Consider the following 17,533-nt stretch of genomic DNA (forward strand, 5'->3'; position numbering starts at 1 on the left):
CGGGGCGGTGAATCCGCCCCTACAGGCAGAAAGATGGAACCCTATAACCCACCGCAGGAACCCTGGCTACATATTCTGTATCAGGACCAGCATATTATCGTGGTCAATAAGCCCAGTGGACTACTCTCGGTTCCTGGCAGGCTGGCAGAACACAGCGACAGCGTGATGAGCCGCATCCAGCGCGATTTTCCCGCCGCGGAATCCGTTCACCGGCTGGATATGGCCACCAGCGGGGTGATCGTGGTGGCGCTGACCAAAAGCGCAGAGCGTGAACTTAAACGGCAGTTTCGCGAACGGGAACCGCAGAAGACCTACGTGGCAAGAGTTTGGGGACATCCGGCACAGGAAAAGGGGCTTATCGATCTGCCGCTGATTTGCGACTGGCCGAACCGGCCAAAACAGAAGGTCTGTTTTGAAACCGGTAAAGCCGCGCAAACCGAGTATCAGGTGCTGGAGTACGCCGCCGATAACAGCGCACGGCTACAGCTGAAGCCCCTTACCGGCCGCTCTCATCAGCTCAGGGTTCATCTGCTGGCGCTGGGGCATCCTATTCTTGGCGATAACTTCTATGCCCATGAACAGGCCAGAATGATGGCTTCCCGCCTGCAACTCCATGCCGAGGTGCTGACCATCACCCATCCCAGCTTTCAGTCCGCAATGACCTTTCGTCAGCCCGCAGACTTTTAAGCGCGGGCGACAGCCATCATCGGCCATCGGGGCTTATCCAATACAGTGCGACAGCGTGGTGGTCGGCAGACCGTGCTGCCGGGCAATCGCGGCCATCAGCGCCACCTGTGGCTTACCGTGATCCGGATGCAGTTGCTCATAGCGGCACTCCCTGCCGGACAGCTCATATTTGCGATTGCCAAAGTTATGGTAAGGCAGCAGATCAATCATGCGGAAACTGCTGTGTCCCTGCACTATCCCGGCAATCATCGCCATCATCTTCTGTGCCTCTTCTTCACTGTCGTTCACCTCGGGGATGACCGGAATACGGATATGCAGCGGAATATCCTGCGAAAGCAGCTTCTTCAGATTACTCAGAATGCGGTGATTACTGACGCCGGTGTAGCGTTGATGCCGTGTTTCATCCGCCAGCTTGATATCAAACAGCACCAGCTGGCTCAGCTCACAGGCCTGCCATAACGCAGGCCAGGAGGCAAAACCGGAGGTTTCCACCGCAGTATGGATGCCTTCCTGCCTGGCGCGTAGCAACAGCGCGCGAGAAAACTCCGGCTGCAACGCCATCTCACCGCCGCTGAGGGTCATCCCGCCGCCAGAGGTGCGGTAGTAAAGCTCGTCAGCCAGCACCGTGCGCATCACGTCATCAACGCTGAGCTGACGCCCCACATGGCGGATCGCCGCCGCCGGGCAGGCATCTTCCGCCGGCCAGGCGACCCGTCCGACGTGCCCGGCCTTATCGGCAGGTCCCCGGCCGGGACACGCCTGCCAGCAGGACGCTTTTGCACAGCGGGCACGGTCAAAAAACAGTTCCGGGGCCGATGCCAGACTTTCCGGATTGGCACACCAGGCGCACTTCATCTGGCATCCTTTCAGAAACACCACGGTGCGCACGCCGGGACCGTCATGCAGCGAGAAACGTTGCAGGTTAAACACCGTGCCCGTCGGGGTGGTAGACTCAGAACCGCTCAAGCTGGGTGCGGCTGATAATTTCATCCTGAACCTCACGACTGAGTTCGACAAAAAAGGCGCTGTACCCGGCCACCCTGATCATCAGATTACGGTACTGCTGCGGATCCTGCTGAGCCTTACGCAGCGTTTCATCATCAACGTAGCTGAACTGCATCTGTGCGTTGCCCAACATGCTGGCACTGCGCAGCAGGGTGATCAGCCCCTGTTCGCCTTCCGGCGTGTCGAGAATGCCATGCAATAACTTGAAGTTATGCACCATGCCAATTTCCATCTCTTCAACGTTGATGCGACCAACAGAGTTGATAATGGCGGTGGGTCCGGCAAAGTCAGTCTGTTGCGATGGGCTGATGCCGTCCGCCAGCGGCATTCCGGCAAGACGCCCACTGGGTAGCGCACCGGTCACCAATCCGAACGGGGTATTGTTGGAAATCGACAGGGTGCCGTGGGTAAAGGGACCATACAGCATCTGGTACTGACGATGCTCATTTTCGGTGAAACGGATCAGATCGCGTGCGATGACGTCAACTTCCTCAACATCGTTGCCAAATTTCACCACGTTCAGACAGGCCAGGTGCAGTTGCTGATGACCGTCAAAATTATCCCGCAATGCCTGAGCCATCTGCTCCAGCGTAACCTGCTGCCGTCGCCAGACCAGCTCATGCATCACCATCATTGAGTTGGCATAATCCGCCATACCGGTCCAGATCAGTCCCGGACCGTTGTTAATCATCGCGCCGCCCTGCATCACCTCTTTACCCTGCGCCATACACCCTTCCAGCAGGCAGGAGATAAAAGGTTTTGGTGCCAGGCTTTTATGTAGTTTCTGCACCAGCAGCGTGGCTCTGGCCGCCTGCTGAACGATATGGCTGAGCTGCTGCTTGACCGCAGACTCGAAGGCTTCATAGCTGGTCAGCTGGTGCAGTTCACCGGTTTGCGGGCCAGCCTGCGAACCGGTGACGGTTTTGCCATTGTTCAGCGCCAGTTCGATGGCACAGGTGAAGGTGGTGTAGCCCACGGAGGTCCATTGATAGATACGGCCTGCACGCTGAGGCTCGACACAGCCCATCAGGCAGTAGTCGCGGGCATCGTCATAATCAAACCCTTTACGCAGCATCATTTTGATATGGGCATCATCAAAATGGCAGGCGGGGAAACCAATCCCGGCGCGAACCACCTCGACAATTTTGCGCATAAACGGCTGTGGCGACTGGTTGTGAATACGCACGGCAAGGCTCGGCTGATAAATTTTCAGCTTACGCGAGCAGTCCATAATCAGCAGGGAGAGTGGATTGGTTGCGTCTCCGCCTTCACGTTTTTGTCCCCCCACCACCAGGTTAACGAAAGGCTGATAACCGGCGAAGTACATTGCGGAGGCGGCGCTGCAAATCCACATGCATTCCGACATCTTGATCATCCAGCAGCACAGCAGCTCTTCCGCCTGTTCCAGCGTCAGTACGCCTGAAGCCAGATCGGCCTCCAGCAGCGGCCAGAGATATTGATCAACGCGCCCCAGCGAAATGCCGGTCTGATTCTCTTCCAGAATAAACAGCGACTGCGCAAACCAGATAGCCTGTAAAGCCTCGTGAAAGCTTTGCGGTGGCTGCTCGGGAACGCGGCGGCAAATGACCGCCAGATTTTCCAGCTCGGCCTTACGCTGTGCAGAGGTTTCCTGCTGCGCCAGCTGGTCGGCATAGTCGGCATAGCGATGGGCATAATCCGTCACGCCCTGACAGGTTTCGATAATGGCCTGATAAAAGTACTGTTTTTCCTGATCTTCCGCACAGGTTGCAGAGAGCTGGCACAGCGCCTCTTCTGCCTCTTTACGCACGCCTCCCAGCCCTTTTTGCAACAAAATGATGTCGTAACCGGGACAGGTATCGCCGCCGCCATTCTGGGTTTTAATGCTCAGATCACAGATGCCATCGTGGGTGCTCCATTCCCACAGCCCGGCATGGCGCAGCTGTGTTTCCGCCATTTCATCCAGAGAACGCCCCTGCCAGAAGGGAAAGATCTCTTCACGCAGTTCGCGCTTGACCTCTTCGCTGATCTGATAAGGGTCCTGAGTACGCGTTGACATGGTTTCCAGCTCATCAGCCACCCAGCGCCAGGCAATTTCAGGCGAGATTTCTCCGCCACGCGCCGCCCCGGCTGGATGGCTGATGATCAGCTCCTGCTCACCAATGACCAGCGGGGCAATCTGACAGGCACGGCGAAACGCCATCGCGCGCAATAACAAAACCGGCATTCCAGGGTAACGACGATAAATTTCGGTTACCGCTCTGGCACGGGAGGCTGAAATAAAAGGCTTAGCCTGTAAATAACGCTCACGCAGGGCGGAAATTCTTGGAAGAAGCGTCTCATTTGTCATTTAAATACTCCCATCGTAATACAACCAGTGACAATTAAAAGGATGCCTGTGAGGGTGTACTTCCCTGTTTTCTGCCGAAAAAAAATCATCCCTGCGATATTAACCATCGCAATGCCCAGACCGGACCATAAGGCGTAAGTCAGCCCCACCGAAAGAGCAGTCATCGCTCTGGAAAGTGAAAAGAAACAGAGAAAATAAATCGTCAGGACGGCAAGGGTTATTCCTGCCCGACGAAAATCATTGGTTTTAGGTAAAAGGCTGGTAGCAATAACTTCGGTAATTATTGCCACCGATAACCAGGCAAAACCAGATAAGGCAACAGGCATTAACTGTTCTCCTCTGCCGTATTTTCATTTAACTCATCTCTGGCCAGTAAATTAATGACCAGTACACCCGTAATAATCAGTAAAATCCCGCACAGCCCCCCGGGATGAACGCCTTTACCAGACAGGAAAAAATTAATCAGCGATGTCGCTACAATGCCGATGCCCGCCCAGAGCGCATAAGCCAGGCCAATGGGGATTTTTTTTAACGAAAGCGTCAGCAAATAATATGAACAAAAATAAGCGGCCAGCGCACCTGACGCAGGGAGCCATTTTGTCATACCACTGGATAAGCCCAGCAATGTGGTAGCAATGATTTCGGTTATGATGGCCAGTATCAGGAACCTGCTGTATTTATCATTAGTCATATAAGTTCACCGATTTCAGAACAGCTTATTAACAATGCATTAAAATCATGCGGCAGTTATCTTGCGGCAGACTATACAGACCAGCTTCTCAATCACACCTAAACCACTCAGGCATTTACCTGATAATTAAAATCAGCCTTATTTAAAAGAGGTATTGATCATGCTGACCATCTTAATAAACATCGCCATGTCGGAAGAAAAAAAGACGCCACCTTAGCCAGAGAGTTTATTATTTCCTGGTACAGCCTGATATTAAAAAACCGTTTTTCAAATGGATAAGATGACAGGTAAGACGCTTTAATCTGATAAAAATTATTAATTTTTGCGTCACGAGAAAGAACTATTTATAGTTATCCGACTTGAGATAACGGTGGCAGGAAAGCCACGTTAACGAAAACAGGGATGGAGAAAATATGGCTCGTCACATCGCCCCCGGATACTGCGTGGTGAAACGCCCCGGCACGCTGGATTATCATATTAATAAGATTATGTCTTTTTATTACACATTTTTGACGGGTACAGGCTTTACAGTTTTTATTTGTTTTATGGGCCTGATAATAAATTTGACGCACCCAAATACGGCTACCCCCGCCGCACAGTGAATATCACGAGTATTCCAGAATGGGACCACGTCCTGGTTATTAAGCCTGATAAAGGGAGACGCGCTCCCTTATCAGCATCAGCGTCCTACTTAAAACCTTTCTCACGTTTGATCAGGTCATATGCAGCCTGGATATTTTGTGCCTTCTGCTTGGCCATTTCCATCATCTGCGGAGGCAGACCTTTGGCGACCAGTTTATCCGGATGGTGCTCGCTCATCAGCTTGCGGTAAGCCCGCTTGATGGTTGCCGCATCGTCACTGCTTTTCACGCCCAGCACGCTACAGGCATCTTCCAGCGTCGGTCCACGCTGACCAGCATTGAATCCCCCCTGAGAACCGGTATTCCTCCACGATTGACCTTCGCCACCAAATTGCTGACCGCTTTCCATCATTCGCAGAAACTGATCAAACTGCATACGGGAGATGCCCAGCTCTTCAGCAATGACATACAGCACCTGGCGCTCATTGGGGTGCAGTGAACCATCCGCAAACGCAGCCTGGATCTGAATCTCCAGAAACATCCTAATCAGATCGAAACGCCCGAAGCAGGCACTGCGCAGCTCCTGCAATTTACTGCGCAGCGGGTAGTCACCCTCTTTACCTTCACGAAAAGCGCGTTGTGCAGAGGATCGCGCTTCACCATGCAATTGCATACGATCCATCAGCAAGGACGCCATCTGGATATCAGCATCGGTCACCCGGCCTTTCGATTTCGTCAGGTGCCCCATAACCTCAAAGGTGGTGCGAAAAAACAGTGTCTGCCGGACCTGCTGATTAGCAAAATATCCCTGCCCTTTGACTGTCCTCACCTTGTCAAACAGGTGACCAATCAGCAGGCCGAACGCTAATCCCCAAAAACCCGTACCGCTTAATAATCCCAGTACCAGCCCGATAACTTTTCCCCAATAGCGCATATACTCCTCAATTCGCCATGCTGAAGGCTAAAAATTGCATTATCATACCCGTCATTTATCCCAGAGCCTAACGGCAACGCGGCCAGACCATCAGGCGTTACCTGACATATTTCAGATTTACAGGCAACCGGCAACTGCCCGAACTCACCTGAAGCTTACTAAAGTAAGTGACTGAGCGGAGTAAGGGAAGCCGACATGTCTGCAATTTGCAAGATGCAAGGTATAGCACTGGCGCAACGCTGTTGAGTACGTTAGTCTCTGACCGTTTGTCGGCATGATGCTTGCTATCACGGAATTTTCGATACCGCGTATGAAAAAACGATTACCTACTCTGCTGGCCACACTGATTGGTTCAGCACTTTACAGCCAGCAGGGTCTGGCCGACGACCTCGCATCGCAGTGTATGCTGGGTGTGCCAAACTACACCCGTCCCCTTGTGCAGGGGAAAAATACCAACGATCTGCCGGTGACGATTAACGCGGACAAGGCACAAGGCAATTATCCCGATAATGCGGTGTTTACCGGCAACGTGGATATTCAGCAAGGCAATGGGCGTCTACAGTCTGATGAAGTGCAATTACACCAGAAACAGCCGCCGGGCGAGACCACGCCGGTACGTACCGTCGATGCGCTGGGTAATGTGCATTACGACGATAATCAGGTGGTGTTAAAGGGACCGAAAGGCTGGTCCAACCTCAATACCAAAGATACCAACGTCTGGAATGGTAGCTATCAGATGGTGGGACGTCAGGGGCGAGGCACCGCCGATCAGATGAAGTTGCGCGGCCAGAACCGCTACACCATCCTGGAGAACGGCACCTTTACCTCCTGCCTGCCCGGCGATAACAGCTGGAGCGTCGCGGGAACAGAGGTCATCGAAGATCGCGATGAGCAGGTGGCAGAAATCTGGAACGCGCGCTTTAAAATTGGCAAAGTGCCGGTGCTCTACAGCCCTTACTTACAGCTGCCGATCGGCGATCGACGCCGCTCAGGTTTCCTGATTCCCAATGCCAAGTACGGTAGTTCTAACGGCTTTGAATTCATACTGCCTTATTACTGGAACATCGCGCCGCAGGTTGACGCCACTATCACGCCGCATTACATGAGTAATCGTGGTACGCAGTTGCAGAATGAATTCCGCTACCTGACCCAGGCTGGTGTCGGTCTGATGGAGTTTGACTACATGCCATCTGACGACCAGTTCACCAAAGATGCCGCGGCGCGTAACATCACCAACGCTGATGATTCCGACCGCTGGATGTTTACCTGGAAACATGCCGGGGTCTACGATCAGAACTGGCGCTTTAACGTTGACTACACCAAAGTCAGTGATGTTTATTACTTCACCGATCTCGACTCGCCCTACGCCAGCTCCACCGATGGCTATGTCACGCAGAAATTCAGCGTAGGCTATGCGGATACAAACTGGGATGCGACGCTGTCGACCAAGCAGTTCCAGATTTTCTCCACGCAAACCAGCAACGACGTTTATCGTGCTGAGCCGCAGTTTGATTTCAACTATTACCAGAACGATGTCGGTCCGTTTGACACCCATCTGTACGCTCAGGCGGTCAAATTTACCAACGTTAATGAGAAGTACCCGGATGCCACCCGTCTGCATCTGGAGCCCACCATTAATCTGCCGATGTCCAACCGCTGGGGTAGCCTGAACACCGAAGCCAAACTGCTGGCGACCCATTACCAGCAGGATGAGATTGATTACTGGAATCAGAATGTCGATACCAGCAAAGTGAACCAGCTGAAAAGCACGGTTAACCGGGTGATGCCGCAGTTTAAAGTCGACGGTAAAATGGTGTTTGACCGCGATATGGACTGGTCACCAGGTTACACTCAGACGCTGGAGCCACGTTTGCAGTATCTGTATGTGCCTTATCGCGATCAGAGTAATATTCGCGCTTACGACTCCACCCTGTTGCAAAGCGACTACACCGGTTTGTTCCGTGACCGCACTTACAGCGGCCTGGACCGTATCGCTTCCGCTAATCAAATCACCACCGGTGTGACCACCCGAATATTTGATAACGATCTGGTTGAACGTTTTAACGCATCCGTTGGTCAAATCTACTCGTTTACCCCATCCCGAACCGGTCTTGAAACGGCTGACTCGGACGATCGTGGCAGTATTGAGTGGGCGGGAGACACGTTCTGGAAAATCAGCGATCGCTGGAACGCACGCGGCGGGGTTCAGTACGATACCCGGCTGAATGCCGTTTCACAGGGAAATGCGGTGCTGGAATACCGTCGTGATGCAGACCGTCTGGTGCAGCTGAATTATCGCTATACCAGCCCGGAGTACATTCAGCAGACGTTAAGCCAGATCACCAATCCAGGTTATCAGCAGGGGATTTCGCAGGTAGGCGCGACCGCCAGCTGGCCAATTGCTGATGCCTGGGCAGTCGTGGGCGCATGGTATTACGATACCAAAGCCAAACAGCCTGCCGATCAGCTGCTTGGCTTACAGTACAGCTCATGCTGCTATGCCATCCGTCTGGGGTACGAGCGTAAAATCACCAGTTGGGACAGCACTAACAGTACAAGTCACTACGACAACAAAATCTCGTTCAACATTGAGCTACGTGGCCTGAGCCCGTCTTACAGTCTGGGTTCAGGTGAAATGCTGCGTCAGGGCATTTTGCCTTATCAGCGCTCTTTCTGATGTTGTGATAATTCGTTTGTAAACCCGCTGAGCGGACAGAAGAATGGAAAAAGTATGAAGAACTGGAGAATGCTGATCCTTAGTGCGGCGCTGACAGCCAGCACCGCATTTGCAGCGCCACAGGTAGTTGATAAAGTTGCCGCCGTGGTTAATAACGGCGTGGTCCTGGAGAGCGACGTAGACGGCATGATGCAGTCAGTCAAAAGTCAGGCCCAGGAGGCTGGTCAGCAGCTTCCTGACGACAAAACGCTGCGCCATCAAATTGTTGAACGTCTGGTAATGGACAACATTCTGTTGCAGATGGCCAAACAGGGCGGTATCCAGATTCAGGACGCACAGGTCGACCAGGCGATTGCTAACATTGCTCAGCAAAACAAAATGACCGTCGATCAGCTCCGCAGCCGTCTGGCTTATGATGGTATGAACTATGCCACCTACCGCGAGCAGATCCGCAAAGAGATGACCATTGCCGAAGTGCGCAACAATGAAGTGCGCCGTCGCATCACCATCCTGCCGCAGGAAGTGGACTCGCTGGCTAAACAGGTTTCTTCTCAGAACAGCGAAGCGGCCGAACTGAACCTCAGTCATATCCTGTTGCCGCTGCCTGAGAATCCGACGCAGCAGCAGGTGGACGATCAGGAAAAGCTGGCTAATCAGCTGGTCAGCGAAGCAAAAAATGGCGGTGATTTCGGCAAACTGGCTATTACCTACTCGGCCGATCCGCAGGCGCTGAAAGGCGGCAATATGGGCTGGGGCCGTATCCAGGAGCTGCCGTCGCTGTTTGCACAGGCGCTGATTACCGCCAAAAAGGGCGATATCATTGGTCCAATCCGCTCCGGCGTTGGTTTTCATATTCTGAAAGTGAATGACATTCGTGGTGATAACCAGAGCATCTCGGTAACGGAAGTTCATGCCCGGCATATTCTGCTGAAGCCTTCACCCGTGATGACCGACGACCAGGCGCGTCAGAAGCTGGAGCAGATTGCGGCAGATATCAACAGCGGCAAAACCACCTTTGCGCAGGCCGCGAAAAATATCTCAGAAGATCCGGGCTCGGCTAACCAGGGCGGCGATCTGGGCTGGAGTTCACCCGAAGTGTTTCATCCGGCGTTCCGCGATGCGTTACTGAAGCTGAATAAAGGCCAGATGAGCGGTCCGGTCCACTCCTCCTTCGGCTGGCATCTGATCCAGATGATGGATACACGCCAGGTGGATAAAACTGACGCAGCGCAGAAAGAGCGGGCTTATCGTCTGCTGTTCAATCGTAAGTTTGCAGAAGAAGCACAAACCTGGATGCAGGAACAGCGAGCCTCAGCCTATGTGAAAATTCTGGATGGCAATGCTCAGTAATCAGCGCGTCGTGATCACCAGCGGCGAACCTGCCGGAATAGGCCCTGACGTCACCGTACAACTGGCCCAGCATGACTGGCCGGTTGAACTGGTGGTTTGTGCCGATCCGGCGGTGCTGCTGGAGCGGGCCGCCGCGCTGGGATTACCGCTGGCGTTGCGGCAGTATCAGCCGGGCAGTATCGCACAACCCCAGGCGGCAGGTACGCTGACGCTGCTGCCGGTTGCCACCGCGCAACCGGTCCGGCCCGGTGTGCTCTGTGTCGAAAACAGCCATTATGTGCTGGAGACGCTGACCACCGCCTGCGATGGCTGCCTCAGCGGCGAATTTGCCGCGTTGATTACCGGCCCGGTGCATAAAGGGGTGATCAACGATGCCGGTATCCCTTTCAGTGGTCACACCGAGTTTTTTGCAGAACGCGCAGGGTGTGCACGCGTGGTGATGATGCTTGCCACCGAAGCGTTGCGGGTGGCGCTGGCAACCACGCATTTACCGTTAAAAGATGTCTCAGCCGCTATCACTCGCGACAGCCTGCGCGAAGTCATCGACATTCTCCATACCGATCTGCGCACTAAATTTGGCCTGGCTGAACCACATATTTTTGTCTGTGGCCTCAATCCTCATGCCGGAGAAGGCGGTCATATGGGGCGGGAAGAGATCGATGTGATAATTCCTCTGCTGGATGAACTGCGGCAGCGCGGTATGCGGCTGACGGGGCCCTTACCGGCAGATACCCTGTTCCAGCCCAAATATCTGCAACAGGCAGATGCGGTTCTGGCGATGTATCACGATCAGGGACTGCCAGTACTGAAATATCAGGGCTTTGGCCGGGCAGTCAATATCACCCTCGGCCTGCCTTTTATCCGCACCTCAGTCGACCACGGCACCGCCTTAGATCTGGCAGGCCTGGGGCAGGCTGATGCGGGCAGCTTTATTACGGCGCTTAATCTCGCCATCACCATGATCTCAACTCAATGAATAATCGCGTCCATCTGGGCCACTTTGCCCGCAAACGTTTCGGCCAGAACTTTCTGAACGATCAATACATTATTGACAGCATTGTCTCCGCCATTCATCCACAGCCCGGCGAGGCGGTAGTGGAAATCGGGCCCGGTCTGGGCGCGCTGACCGAACCGGTTGGTGAGCGACTGGAGAGCATGACGGTTATCGAACTTGATCGTGATCTGGCCGCCCGCTTGCAGACTCACCCTTTTCTCGGGCCGAAGCTGACGATTTTTCAGCAGGATGCGATGACCTTTAATTTCGCGGAACTTGCCGCTGAAAAAGGCCAGTCTCTGCGCGTTTTTGGTAACCTGCCCTACAACATCTCCACCCCGCTGATGTTTCACCTTTTCAGCTATACTGATGCGATTCGTGACATGCATTTCATGTTGCAAAAAGAGGTGGTTAACCGCCTTGTCGCCGGGCCAGGCAGTAAAGCCTATGGACGCCTGACGGTGATGGCACAGTATTACTGCCAGGTAATCCCGGTGCTGGAAGTGCCGCCTGAATCCTTCACCCCGGCACCTAAAGTGGATTCAGCAGTGGTACGGTTGGTGCCCCATGCCAGACTGCCCCACCCGGTTAAGGATATTCGTATGCTGAGCAGGATCACGACCGAAGCCTTTGGTAAACGTCGTAAAACGCTGCGCAACAGCCTCGGCCATTTGTTCTCGCCTGAGGCATTACAGCAGATGAATATCGACCCGACATTGCGGGCCGAAAACATCTCTGTCGCGCAGTATTGTCAACTGGCAAACTGGCTGGCTGAGCATCCTCAGCCATCGTCGCAGGAGAACTGATACCATGGCCGAGACGCCCCGGATTTGTATTCAGGTGCAGAGCGCCTGGGTCCCGTCACAGTCGGCACCGGAAGATGATCGTTATGTTTTTGCTTACACCATCACCATTCGCAATCCGGGGCGCACCCCCGTGCAACTGATCAGCCGATACTGGCTGATCACCAACGGCAATGGCCGCGAGACGGAAGTTCAGGGCGAAGGGGTGATCGGTGAGCAGCCACATATCCCACCAGGCGGCGAGTTTCAGTATACCAGCGGTGCCATTCTGGAAACTCCGATGGGCACCATGCAGGGCCACTACGAGATGATTGACAGCGAAGGCGAAGCTTTCCAGGTGGCGATTCCGGTGTTCCGACTGGCTATTCCCAGCCAGATTCATTAATTCATCTTCTACGCCGGGCTCCGCAGGCCCGGCGTGTTTCGGACAGATTTATGAGTACTTATCTGATTGGCGACGTTCACGGTTGCTACGACGAATTGCAATCTCTGCTGAAGCAGGTTGCCTTCGACCCTGCACAGGATACCCTGTGGCTTACCGGCGATTTGGTCGCCCGTGGCCCGGATTCGCTGGACGTTCTGCGCTTTGTTCGCTCGCTCGGCGATGCTGCGCGCATGGTGCTGGGAAATCACGATTTGCATTTGCTGGCGGTATTTGCCGGCATCAGTCGCAACAAACCCAAAGATCGCCTCACGTCTCTGCTCCAGGCGGAAGACGCTGACGAGCTGATCAACTGGCTGCGACGTCAGCCACTGTTGCAGGTGGATGATGAGAAAAAGCTGGTGATGGCGCATGCCGGGATCACCCCGCAGTGGGATCTGGAAACGGCACGTGGCTGCGCCCGTGAAGTAGAGGCCGTGCTTGCCAGCGATACCTACCCGCTGTTTCTTGATGCCATGTACGGCGACATGCCCAATAACTGGAGTACATCGCTGAGTGGCCTGGCCCGTCTGCGCTTCAGCACCAACGCGCTGACCAGAATGCGTTACTGCTTTCCGGGTGGTCAGTTGGATATGATCTGCAAAGATACCCCTGATTCCGCTCCTCCGCCCTTAAAGCCCTGGTTTGCGATCCCCGGCCCTGTCGCCCGCGACCACACCATTGTATTTGGCCACTGGGCTTCTCTGGAAGGCAAAGGGACTCCGGAAGGAATTCTGGCACTGGATACCGGCTGCTGCTGGGGCGGGACGTTGACCATGCTGCGCTGGGAGGACCAGACGTGGTTCCACCAACCTTCCGTGCTGGAAAAATCCGACCAGCAGTAAACTCGTGCCGGACCTCTCTCCGCTGAGAGATGCTGAACGGCATAAAAAAACATCCCGTGCGATCAGGTACGGGATGTTTTTATTTATGAGCTTACCGGTATGAAACCTGTCCGTTAGCGGCGATCCAGAATTTCCCAGAAACAGCTGTGACTGTTTTGCTGGTCCGCATCACGGAACTCGCTGAAAACAGACTGCCATTCATCCGGTTCATAATCCGGGAAGCTGGTATCACCTTCAACTTCAGCATCAATATGCGTCAGATAGAGTCGGTCAGCCTGTGGCAGTAGCTGTTCATAAATACGGCCACCGCCAATGATCATAATCTCTTCCGCTTCGCCGGCAGCACGTAACGCTTCATCGACAGAGGTGACCCAGGTCACGGCGGCGTCAGCACCGGGTGAACTGCTGATAACAATATTCAAACGGTCAGGCAGAGGACGTCCAATCGATTCAAAGGTACGACGCCCCATAATCACGGGCTTATTCAGCGTATGTCGTTTGAACCACGCCAGGTCTGCGGGCAGGTGCCAGGGCATGCCATTTTCCATCCCAATTATGCGGTCGGCCGCCATGGCCACAATAAGGCTTATCATCTGATGATACTCAACAGGGTGTAAAATTGGCGTCATCATACGGAAAGGTGAAAGTTTCGTCGATAGCTAAGCCGGGTGAAGTGCGTAAAGGTTTTTAAACGAAAAGTATAATGCGGTATCAAGCTCCATCAGGCTTTAAAGCTCCCTGCCCGATGCCCTTATATCCCACATTCGTTCATACCGTAAAAGAGAAAGAACAAGAGTGCCGAAGATTTCAATCATCGCAAAACGTTGCAAAAATGCTCTTTGTTTGGCCTGTTTGAGCAACAGGCCCCGGGAACCAGGCGATATCCTGGCTGTCACCAGTTTCACGCTGCGTCTCCAGATTGCAGGCGATTGCTGTCAACCAGACAAAAAAATCCCCGCCTGAGCGGGGATAATCTTTCCTGTGGGATATTAACCCTTAATCTGCGCGTGCATTTCCTGAACCGAAATCACCTGCTCAGTGGGATCGGCATTTAATGACATCGCCGTGGCAAAACCGCCGTTCAGGGTGGTGTCATAGTGCACTTTGTACTGAAGTGCGCTGCGGCGAATAAGCTTAGAATCTTCGATCGCCTGACGCCCTGCCGTGGTGTTGACAATATAGGCATACTCACCATTCTTCAGCCGGTCCTGAATGTGCGGACGTCCCTCATGCACTTTATTAACCAGCCGTGGATTGATGCCCGCTTCACCCAGCACCACAGCCGTACCGTGAGTGGCATCCAGCTCAAAGCCCAGTTTTTGCAGTTTGGCTGCCAGATCGACGATGCGCTTTTTGTCACCTTCACGTACCGACAGTAAAGCACGACCACTTTTTTTCATGTTGCTCTGCGCACCGAGCATCGCTTTACCGAAGGCTTCTGCGAAGGTACGCCCCACGCCCATCACTTCTCCGGTCGAACGCATTTCCGGACCGAGGATAGGATCCACGCCCTGGAATTTATTAAACGGCAGTACCACTTCCTTCACCGAGTAATAAGGCGGAATAACCTCTTGTGTCACGCCCTGAGCAGCCAGTGATTTACCGGCCATCACGCGAGCAGCCACTTTCGCCAGCGGCACGCCCGTTGCCTTGGAAACGAAGGGGACGGTACGTGCGGCGCGTGGGTTCACCTCAATCAGGTAAACTTCATTATCCTTCACCGCAAACTGCACGTTCATCAAACCACGTACGCAAAGCTCGAAGGCCAGTTTCTCCACCTGTTGACGCATCACATCCTGAATCTCTTTGCTCAGGGTATATGCTGGCAAAGAACAGGCAGAGTCGCCGGAGTGAACGCCAGCCTGCTCGATATGTTCCATGATGCCGCCAATCAGCACTCGCTCACCGTCACAAATTGCATCGACGTCCACTTCCACCGCATCATCAAGGAAACGATCCAGCAGCACGGGTGCATCGTTCGACACCGAGACCGCAGTGTGGAAATAACGTTTCAGATCGATTTCATCATAAACAATTTCCATCGCACGACCACCCAGCACGTAGGACGGACGCACCACCAGTGGATAACCAATGGTTGCGGCTTTTTCCACCGCCTGTTCCAGTGCGGTGACGGTGGCATTGGCCGGCTGCTTCAGACCCAGACGCTCAACGGCTTGCTGGAAACGTTCACGATCTTCCGCACGATCAATGGCATCCGGGCTGGTGCCAATGACCGGTACACCTGCTGCTTCCAGTTCACGAGCCAGTTTCAGCGGCGTCTGGCCACCATATTGCACGATAACCCCTTTAGGTTTCTCGATTCGTACAATTTCCAGCACGTCTTCCAGCGTGACCGGCTCGAAGTAGAGGCGGTCTGAGGTGTCATAATCGGTTGAAACCGTCTCCGGATTACAGTTAACCATGATGGTTTCAAAACCATCTTCACGCAGGGCCAGCGAGGCATGGACGCAGCAGTAGTCAAATTCAATCCCCTGACCAATGCGGTTTGGACCACCGCCCAGCACCATCACTTTGTCACGGTCCTGATTTGGATTCGCTTCGCACTCTTCATCATAGGTTGAGTACATATAGGCGGTATCGGTAGAGAATTCAGCCGCGCAGGTATCGACACGCTTGTAGACCGGGTGAAGCTGATACTGCTCGCGCAGCTTACGCACTTCCGACTCAGCAATGCCCGCCAGCTTCGCCAGACGGGCATCGGCAAAGCCTTTACGCTTCAGCGTCCGCAGGAAATCAGCGGTCAGACCGTTAATCCCCTGATGGGCAACCTGTGACTCCAGCTGCATCAGTTCTTCAATCTGCACAAGGAACCAGCGATCGATGTTGGTCAGGCTGAATACAGCATCCACCGACATCCCCGCCCGGAAAGCATCGGCCACGTACCAGATACGATCCGAACCGGCATCTTTCAGCTCACGACGGATGGTGGTCATCGCTTCGGCATCATTCAGACAGACTTTTGGATCAAAGCCATGCGCCCCGACTTCCAGGCCGCGCAGCGCTTTCTGCATCGACTCCTGAAGCGTGCGGCCAATCGCCATGACTTCACCCACCGATTTCATCTGGGTGGTCAGGCGGTCGTTTGCACCGGCAAATTTCTCAAAGTTAAAGCGAGGAATTTTGGTGACAACATAATCGATAGATGGCTCAAACGAGGCTGGCGTACGTCCGCCGGTAATATCGTTCATCAGCTCATCCAGCGTATAACCTACCGCCAGTTTGGCAGCAATTTTCGCAATCGGGAAACCCGTCGCCTTTGAAGCCAGTGCAGAAGAACGTGATACGCGAGGGTTCATCTCAATGATAATCAGACGACCATTTTCCGGGTTAACCGAAAACTGAACGTTGGAACCGCCGGTTTCCACACCAATTTCACGCAGTACCGCCATTGAGGCGTTACGCATGATTTGATATTCCTTGTCGGTCAGCGTCTGTGCAGGTGCCACGGTGATCGAGTCACCGGTATGGATGCCCATCGCATCGAAGTTTTCAATTGAGCAAACAATGATGCAGTTGTCATTGCGATCGCGCACCACTTCCATTTCATACTCTTTCCAGCCAATCAGCGATTCATCAATTAACAGCTCATTGGTTGGCGACAGATCCAGACCGCGCTCGCAAATCTCTTCAAACTCTTCACGGTTATAAGCAATGCCGCCACCGGTCCCGCCCATGGTGAAGGAAGGGCGAATAATGCACGGAAAACCAACATCCTCCGCCACTTTCAGCGCTTCTTCCATATTGTGGGCAATGCCAGAGCGCGCAGTCTCCAGGCCAATTTTCTTCATCGCTTTATCAAAGCGCTGGCGATCTTCTGCCTTATCGATGGCATCAGCGGTGGCACCTATCATCGCCACGCCAAACTCCGCCAGCACGCCGCGGCGTTCCAGTTCCAGCGCGCAGTTCAGTGCGGTCTGACCGCCCATCGTCGGCAGAACCGCGTCCGGGCGCTCTTTTTCGATAATTTTGCGGACCACTTCCCAGTGGATTGGCTCGATATAGGTCGCATCGGCCATCTCCGGGTCGGTCATGATGGTCGCCGGGTTGGAGTTGACCAGAATAACGCGGTAACCCTCTTCACGCAGAGCCTTACAGGCCTGTGCGCCAGAGTAGTCAAATTCACAGGCCTGGCCGATAACGATCGGGCCAGCGCCAAGGATCAGGATACTTTTTATGTCGGTACGTTTTGGCATTT

General features: G+C 53.8%; 16 protein-coding genes. 8 read left to right on the forward strand and 8 right to left on the reverse strand.

Going from position 1 to position 17,533, the window contains the following annotated elements; translation table 11 throughout:
• Positions 1-33: 33 nt before the first annotated feature.
• Positions 34-687, forward strand: coding sequence for a bifunctional tRNA pseudouridine(32) synthase/23S rRNA pseudouridine(746) synthase RluA (gene rluA / locus BG55_RS08265; RefSeq protein WP_034936399.1), 654 nt, complete (start codon positions 34-36; stop codon positions 685-687).
• A 33-nt stretch (positions 688-720) separates the two neighbouring features.
• Here rluA and BG55_RS08270 read toward each other — a convergent pair whose 3' ends face one another.
• From BG55_RS08270 to BG55_RS08285, 4 genes are read right to left on the reverse strand one after another with little or no spacing between them, the layout of a single operon-like run.
• On the reverse strand, positions 721-1,677 hold the full coding sequence (locus tag BG55_RS08270; protein WP_071994996.1) for a glycyl-radical enzyme activating protein: 957 nt from the start codon (positions 1,675-1,677) through the stop codon (positions 721-723).
• Positions 1,640-4,021: a choline trimethylamine-lyase gene (gene cutC, locus BG55_RS08275; protein ID WP_034936401.1), complete on the reverse strand. Its 2,382-nt coding sequence runs from the start codon at positions 4,019-4,021 to the stop codon at positions 1,640-1,642. The genes BG55_RS08270 and cutC overlap by 38 nt, the downstream gene beginning before the upstream one ends.
• Positions 4,018-4,347 carry a DMT family transporter gene (locus tag BG55_RS08280; protein WP_034936404.1) on the reverse strand — a complete coding sequence of 110 codons (330 nt, stop codon included), beginning with the start codon at positions 4,345-4,347 and terminating at the stop codon, positions 4,018-4,020. Before BG55_RS08280 ends, cutC begins: the two co-directional genes overlap by 4 nt.
• Complete coding sequence (locus BG55_RS08285; RefSeq protein ID WP_034936407.1) at positions 4,347-4,712, reverse strand: DMT family transporter; 366 nt, start codon at positions 4,710-4,712, stop codon at positions 4,347-4,349. Before BG55_RS08285 ends, BG55_RS08280 begins: the two co-directional genes overlap by 1 nt.
• 413 nt (positions 4,713-5,125) lie before the next feature.
• Between BG55_RS08285 and BG55_RS08290 the strand changes: the two genes are divergently transcribed.
• Entirely contained in the window at positions 5,126-5,314 is a 189-nt protein-coding gene (locus tag BG55_RS08290) for a hypothetical protein (protein ID WP_034936409.1), read from the forward strand.
• An 85-nt stretch (positions 5,315-5,399) separates the two neighbouring features.
• Here BG55_RS08290 and djlA read toward each other — a convergent pair whose 3' ends face one another.
• Positions 5,400-6,227, reverse strand: coding sequence for a co-chaperone DjlA (djlA, locus tag BG55_RS08295; protein ID WP_034936412.1), 828 nt, complete (start codon positions 6,225-6,227; stop codon positions 5,400-5,402).
• Between the two features lie 274 nt (positions 6,228-6,501).
• Between djlA and lptD the strand changes: the two genes are divergently transcribed.
• From lptD to apaH, 6 genes are read left to right on the forward strand one after another with little or no spacing between them, the layout of a single operon-like run.
• A complete protein-coding gene (gene lptD / locus BG55_RS08300; RefSeq protein ID WP_034936414.1) occupies positions 6,502-8,904 on the forward strand; it encodes an LPS assembly protein LptD in 2,403 nt (800 codons plus the stop codon).
• A gap of 54 nt (positions 8,905-8,958) precedes the next feature.
• The gene (gene surA, locus BG55_RS08305; protein WP_034936417.1) at positions 8,959-10,254 is read left to right on the forward strand and encodes a peptidylprolyl isomerase SurA; all 1,296 of its coding nucleotides are present in this window, start codon (positions 8,959-8,961) and stop codon (positions 10,252-10,254) included.
• Positions 10,244-11,230, forward strand: coding sequence for a 4-hydroxythreonine-4-phosphate dehydrogenase PdxA (gene pdxA / locus BG55_RS08310; RefSeq protein WP_034936470.1), 987 nt, complete (start codon positions 10,244-10,246; stop codon positions 11,228-11,230). Before surA ends, pdxA begins: the two co-directional genes overlap by 11 nt.
• Positions 11,227-12,054: a 16S rRNA (adenine(1518)-N(6)/adenine(1519)-N(6))-dimethyltransferase RsmA gene (rsmA, locus tag BG55_RS08315; RefSeq protein ID WP_034936419.1), complete on the forward strand. Its 828-nt coding sequence runs from the start codon at positions 11,227-11,229 to the stop codon at positions 12,052-12,054. The genes pdxA and rsmA overlap by 4 nt, the downstream gene beginning before the upstream one ends.
• Before the next feature lie 4 nt (positions 12,055-12,058).
• Complete coding sequence (apaG, locus tag BG55_RS08320; protein ID WP_034936421.1) at positions 12,059-12,436, forward strand: Co2+/Mg2+ efflux facilitator ApaG/CorD; 378 nt, start codon at positions 12,059-12,061, stop codon at positions 12,434-12,436.
• A 50-nt stretch (positions 12,437-12,486) separates the two neighbouring features.
• Entirely contained in the window at positions 12,487-13,317 is an 831-nt protein-coding gene (apaH, locus tag BG55_RS08325; protein ID WP_034936422.1) for a bis(5'-nucleosyl)-tetraphosphatase (symmetrical) ApaH, read from the forward strand.
• A gap of 113 nt (positions 13,318-13,430) precedes the next feature.
• On the opposite strand, the gene folA is transcribed toward apaH, so the two are convergent.
• The 3 genes from folA to carB form a co-directional block, all read right to left on the reverse strand.
• Positions 13,431-13,910 (reverse strand): type 3 dihydrofolate reductase, encoded by a 480-nt coding sequence (gene folA / locus BG55_RS08330; protein WP_034936471.1) that lies wholly within the window; start codon positions 13,908-13,910, stop codon positions 13,431-13,433.
• Between the two features lie 135 nt (positions 13,911-14,045).
• Entirely contained in the window at positions 14,046-14,222 is a 177-nt protein-coding gene (locus tag BG55_RS22800) for a hypothetical protein (RefSeq protein ID WP_160170840.1), read from the reverse strand.
• Between the two features lie 84 nt (positions 14,223-14,306).
• A complete protein-coding gene (gene carB / locus BG55_RS08335) occupies positions 14,307-17,531 on the reverse strand; it encodes a carbamoyl-phosphate synthase large subunit (RefSeq protein ID WP_034936424.1) in 3,225 nt (1,074 codons plus the stop codon).
• Positions 17,532-17,533: the final 2 nt, after the last annotated feature.

The organism is Erwinia mallotivora (assembly GCF_000590885.1).
GTDB lineage: Bacteria > Pseudomonadota > Gammaproteobacteria > Enterobacterales > Enterobacteriaceae > Erwinia > Erwinia mallotivora.

Excerpts from the sequence above, each read along its gene's own strand:
- carB (WP_034936424.1), bottom strand. The coding sequence starts at position 17,531 with ATGCCAAAACGTACCGACATAAAAAGTATCCTGATCCTTGGCGCTGGC.
- rluA (WP_034936399.1), top strand. The coding sequence starts at position 34 with ATGGAACCCTATAACCCACCGCAGGAACCCTGGCTACATATTCTGTAT.
- surA (WP_034936417.1), top strand. The coding sequence starts at position 8,959 with ATGAAGAACTGGAGAATGCTGATCCTTAGTGCGGCGCTGACAGCCAGC.
- apaG (WP_034936421.1), top strand. The coding sequence starts at position 12,059 with ATGGCCGAGACGCCCCGGATTTGTATTCAGGTGCAGAGCGCCTGGGTC.
- BG55_RS08285 (WP_034936407.1), bottom strand. The coding sequence starts at position 4,712 with ATGACTAATGATAAATACAGCAGGTTCCTGATACTGGCCATCATAACC.
- BG55_RS08280 (WP_034936404.1), bottom strand. The coding sequence starts at position 4,347 with ATGCCTGTTGCCTTATCTGGTTTTGCCTGGTTATCGGTGGCAATAATT.
- rsmA (WP_034936419.1), top strand. The coding sequence starts at position 11,227 with ATGAATAATCGCGTCCATCTGGGCCACTTTGCCCGCAAACGTTTCGGC.
- pdxA (WP_034936470.1), top strand. The coding sequence starts at position 10,244 with ATGCTCAGTAATCAGCGCGTCGTGATCACCAGCGGCGAACCTGCCGGA.
- folA (WP_034936471.1), bottom strand. The coding sequence starts at position 13,910 with ATGATAAGCCTTATTGTGGCCATGGCGGCCGACCGCATAATTGGGATG.
- apaH (WP_034936422.1), top strand. The coding sequence starts at position 12,487 with ATGAGTACTTATCTGATTGGCGACGTTCACGGTTGCTACGACGAATTG.
- lptD (WP_034936414.1), top strand. The coding sequence starts at position 6,502 with ATGATGCTTGCTATCACGGAATTTTCGATACCGCGTATGAAAAAACGA.
- BG55_RS08270 (WP_071994996.1), bottom strand. The coding sequence starts at position 1,677 with ATGAAATTATCAGCCGCACCCAGCTTGAGCGGTTCTGAGTCTACCACC.
- cutC (WP_034936401.1), bottom strand. The coding sequence starts at position 4,021 with ATGACAAATGAGACGCTTCTTCCAAGAATTTCCGCCCTGCGTGAGCGT.
- BG55_RS08290 (WP_034936409.1), top strand. The coding sequence starts at position 5,126 with ATGGCTCGTCACATCGCCCCCGGATACTGCGTGGTGAAACGCCCCGGC.
- djlA (WP_034936412.1), bottom strand. The coding sequence starts at position 6,227 with ATGCGCTATTGGGGAAAAGTTATCGGGCTGGTACTGGGATTATTAAGC.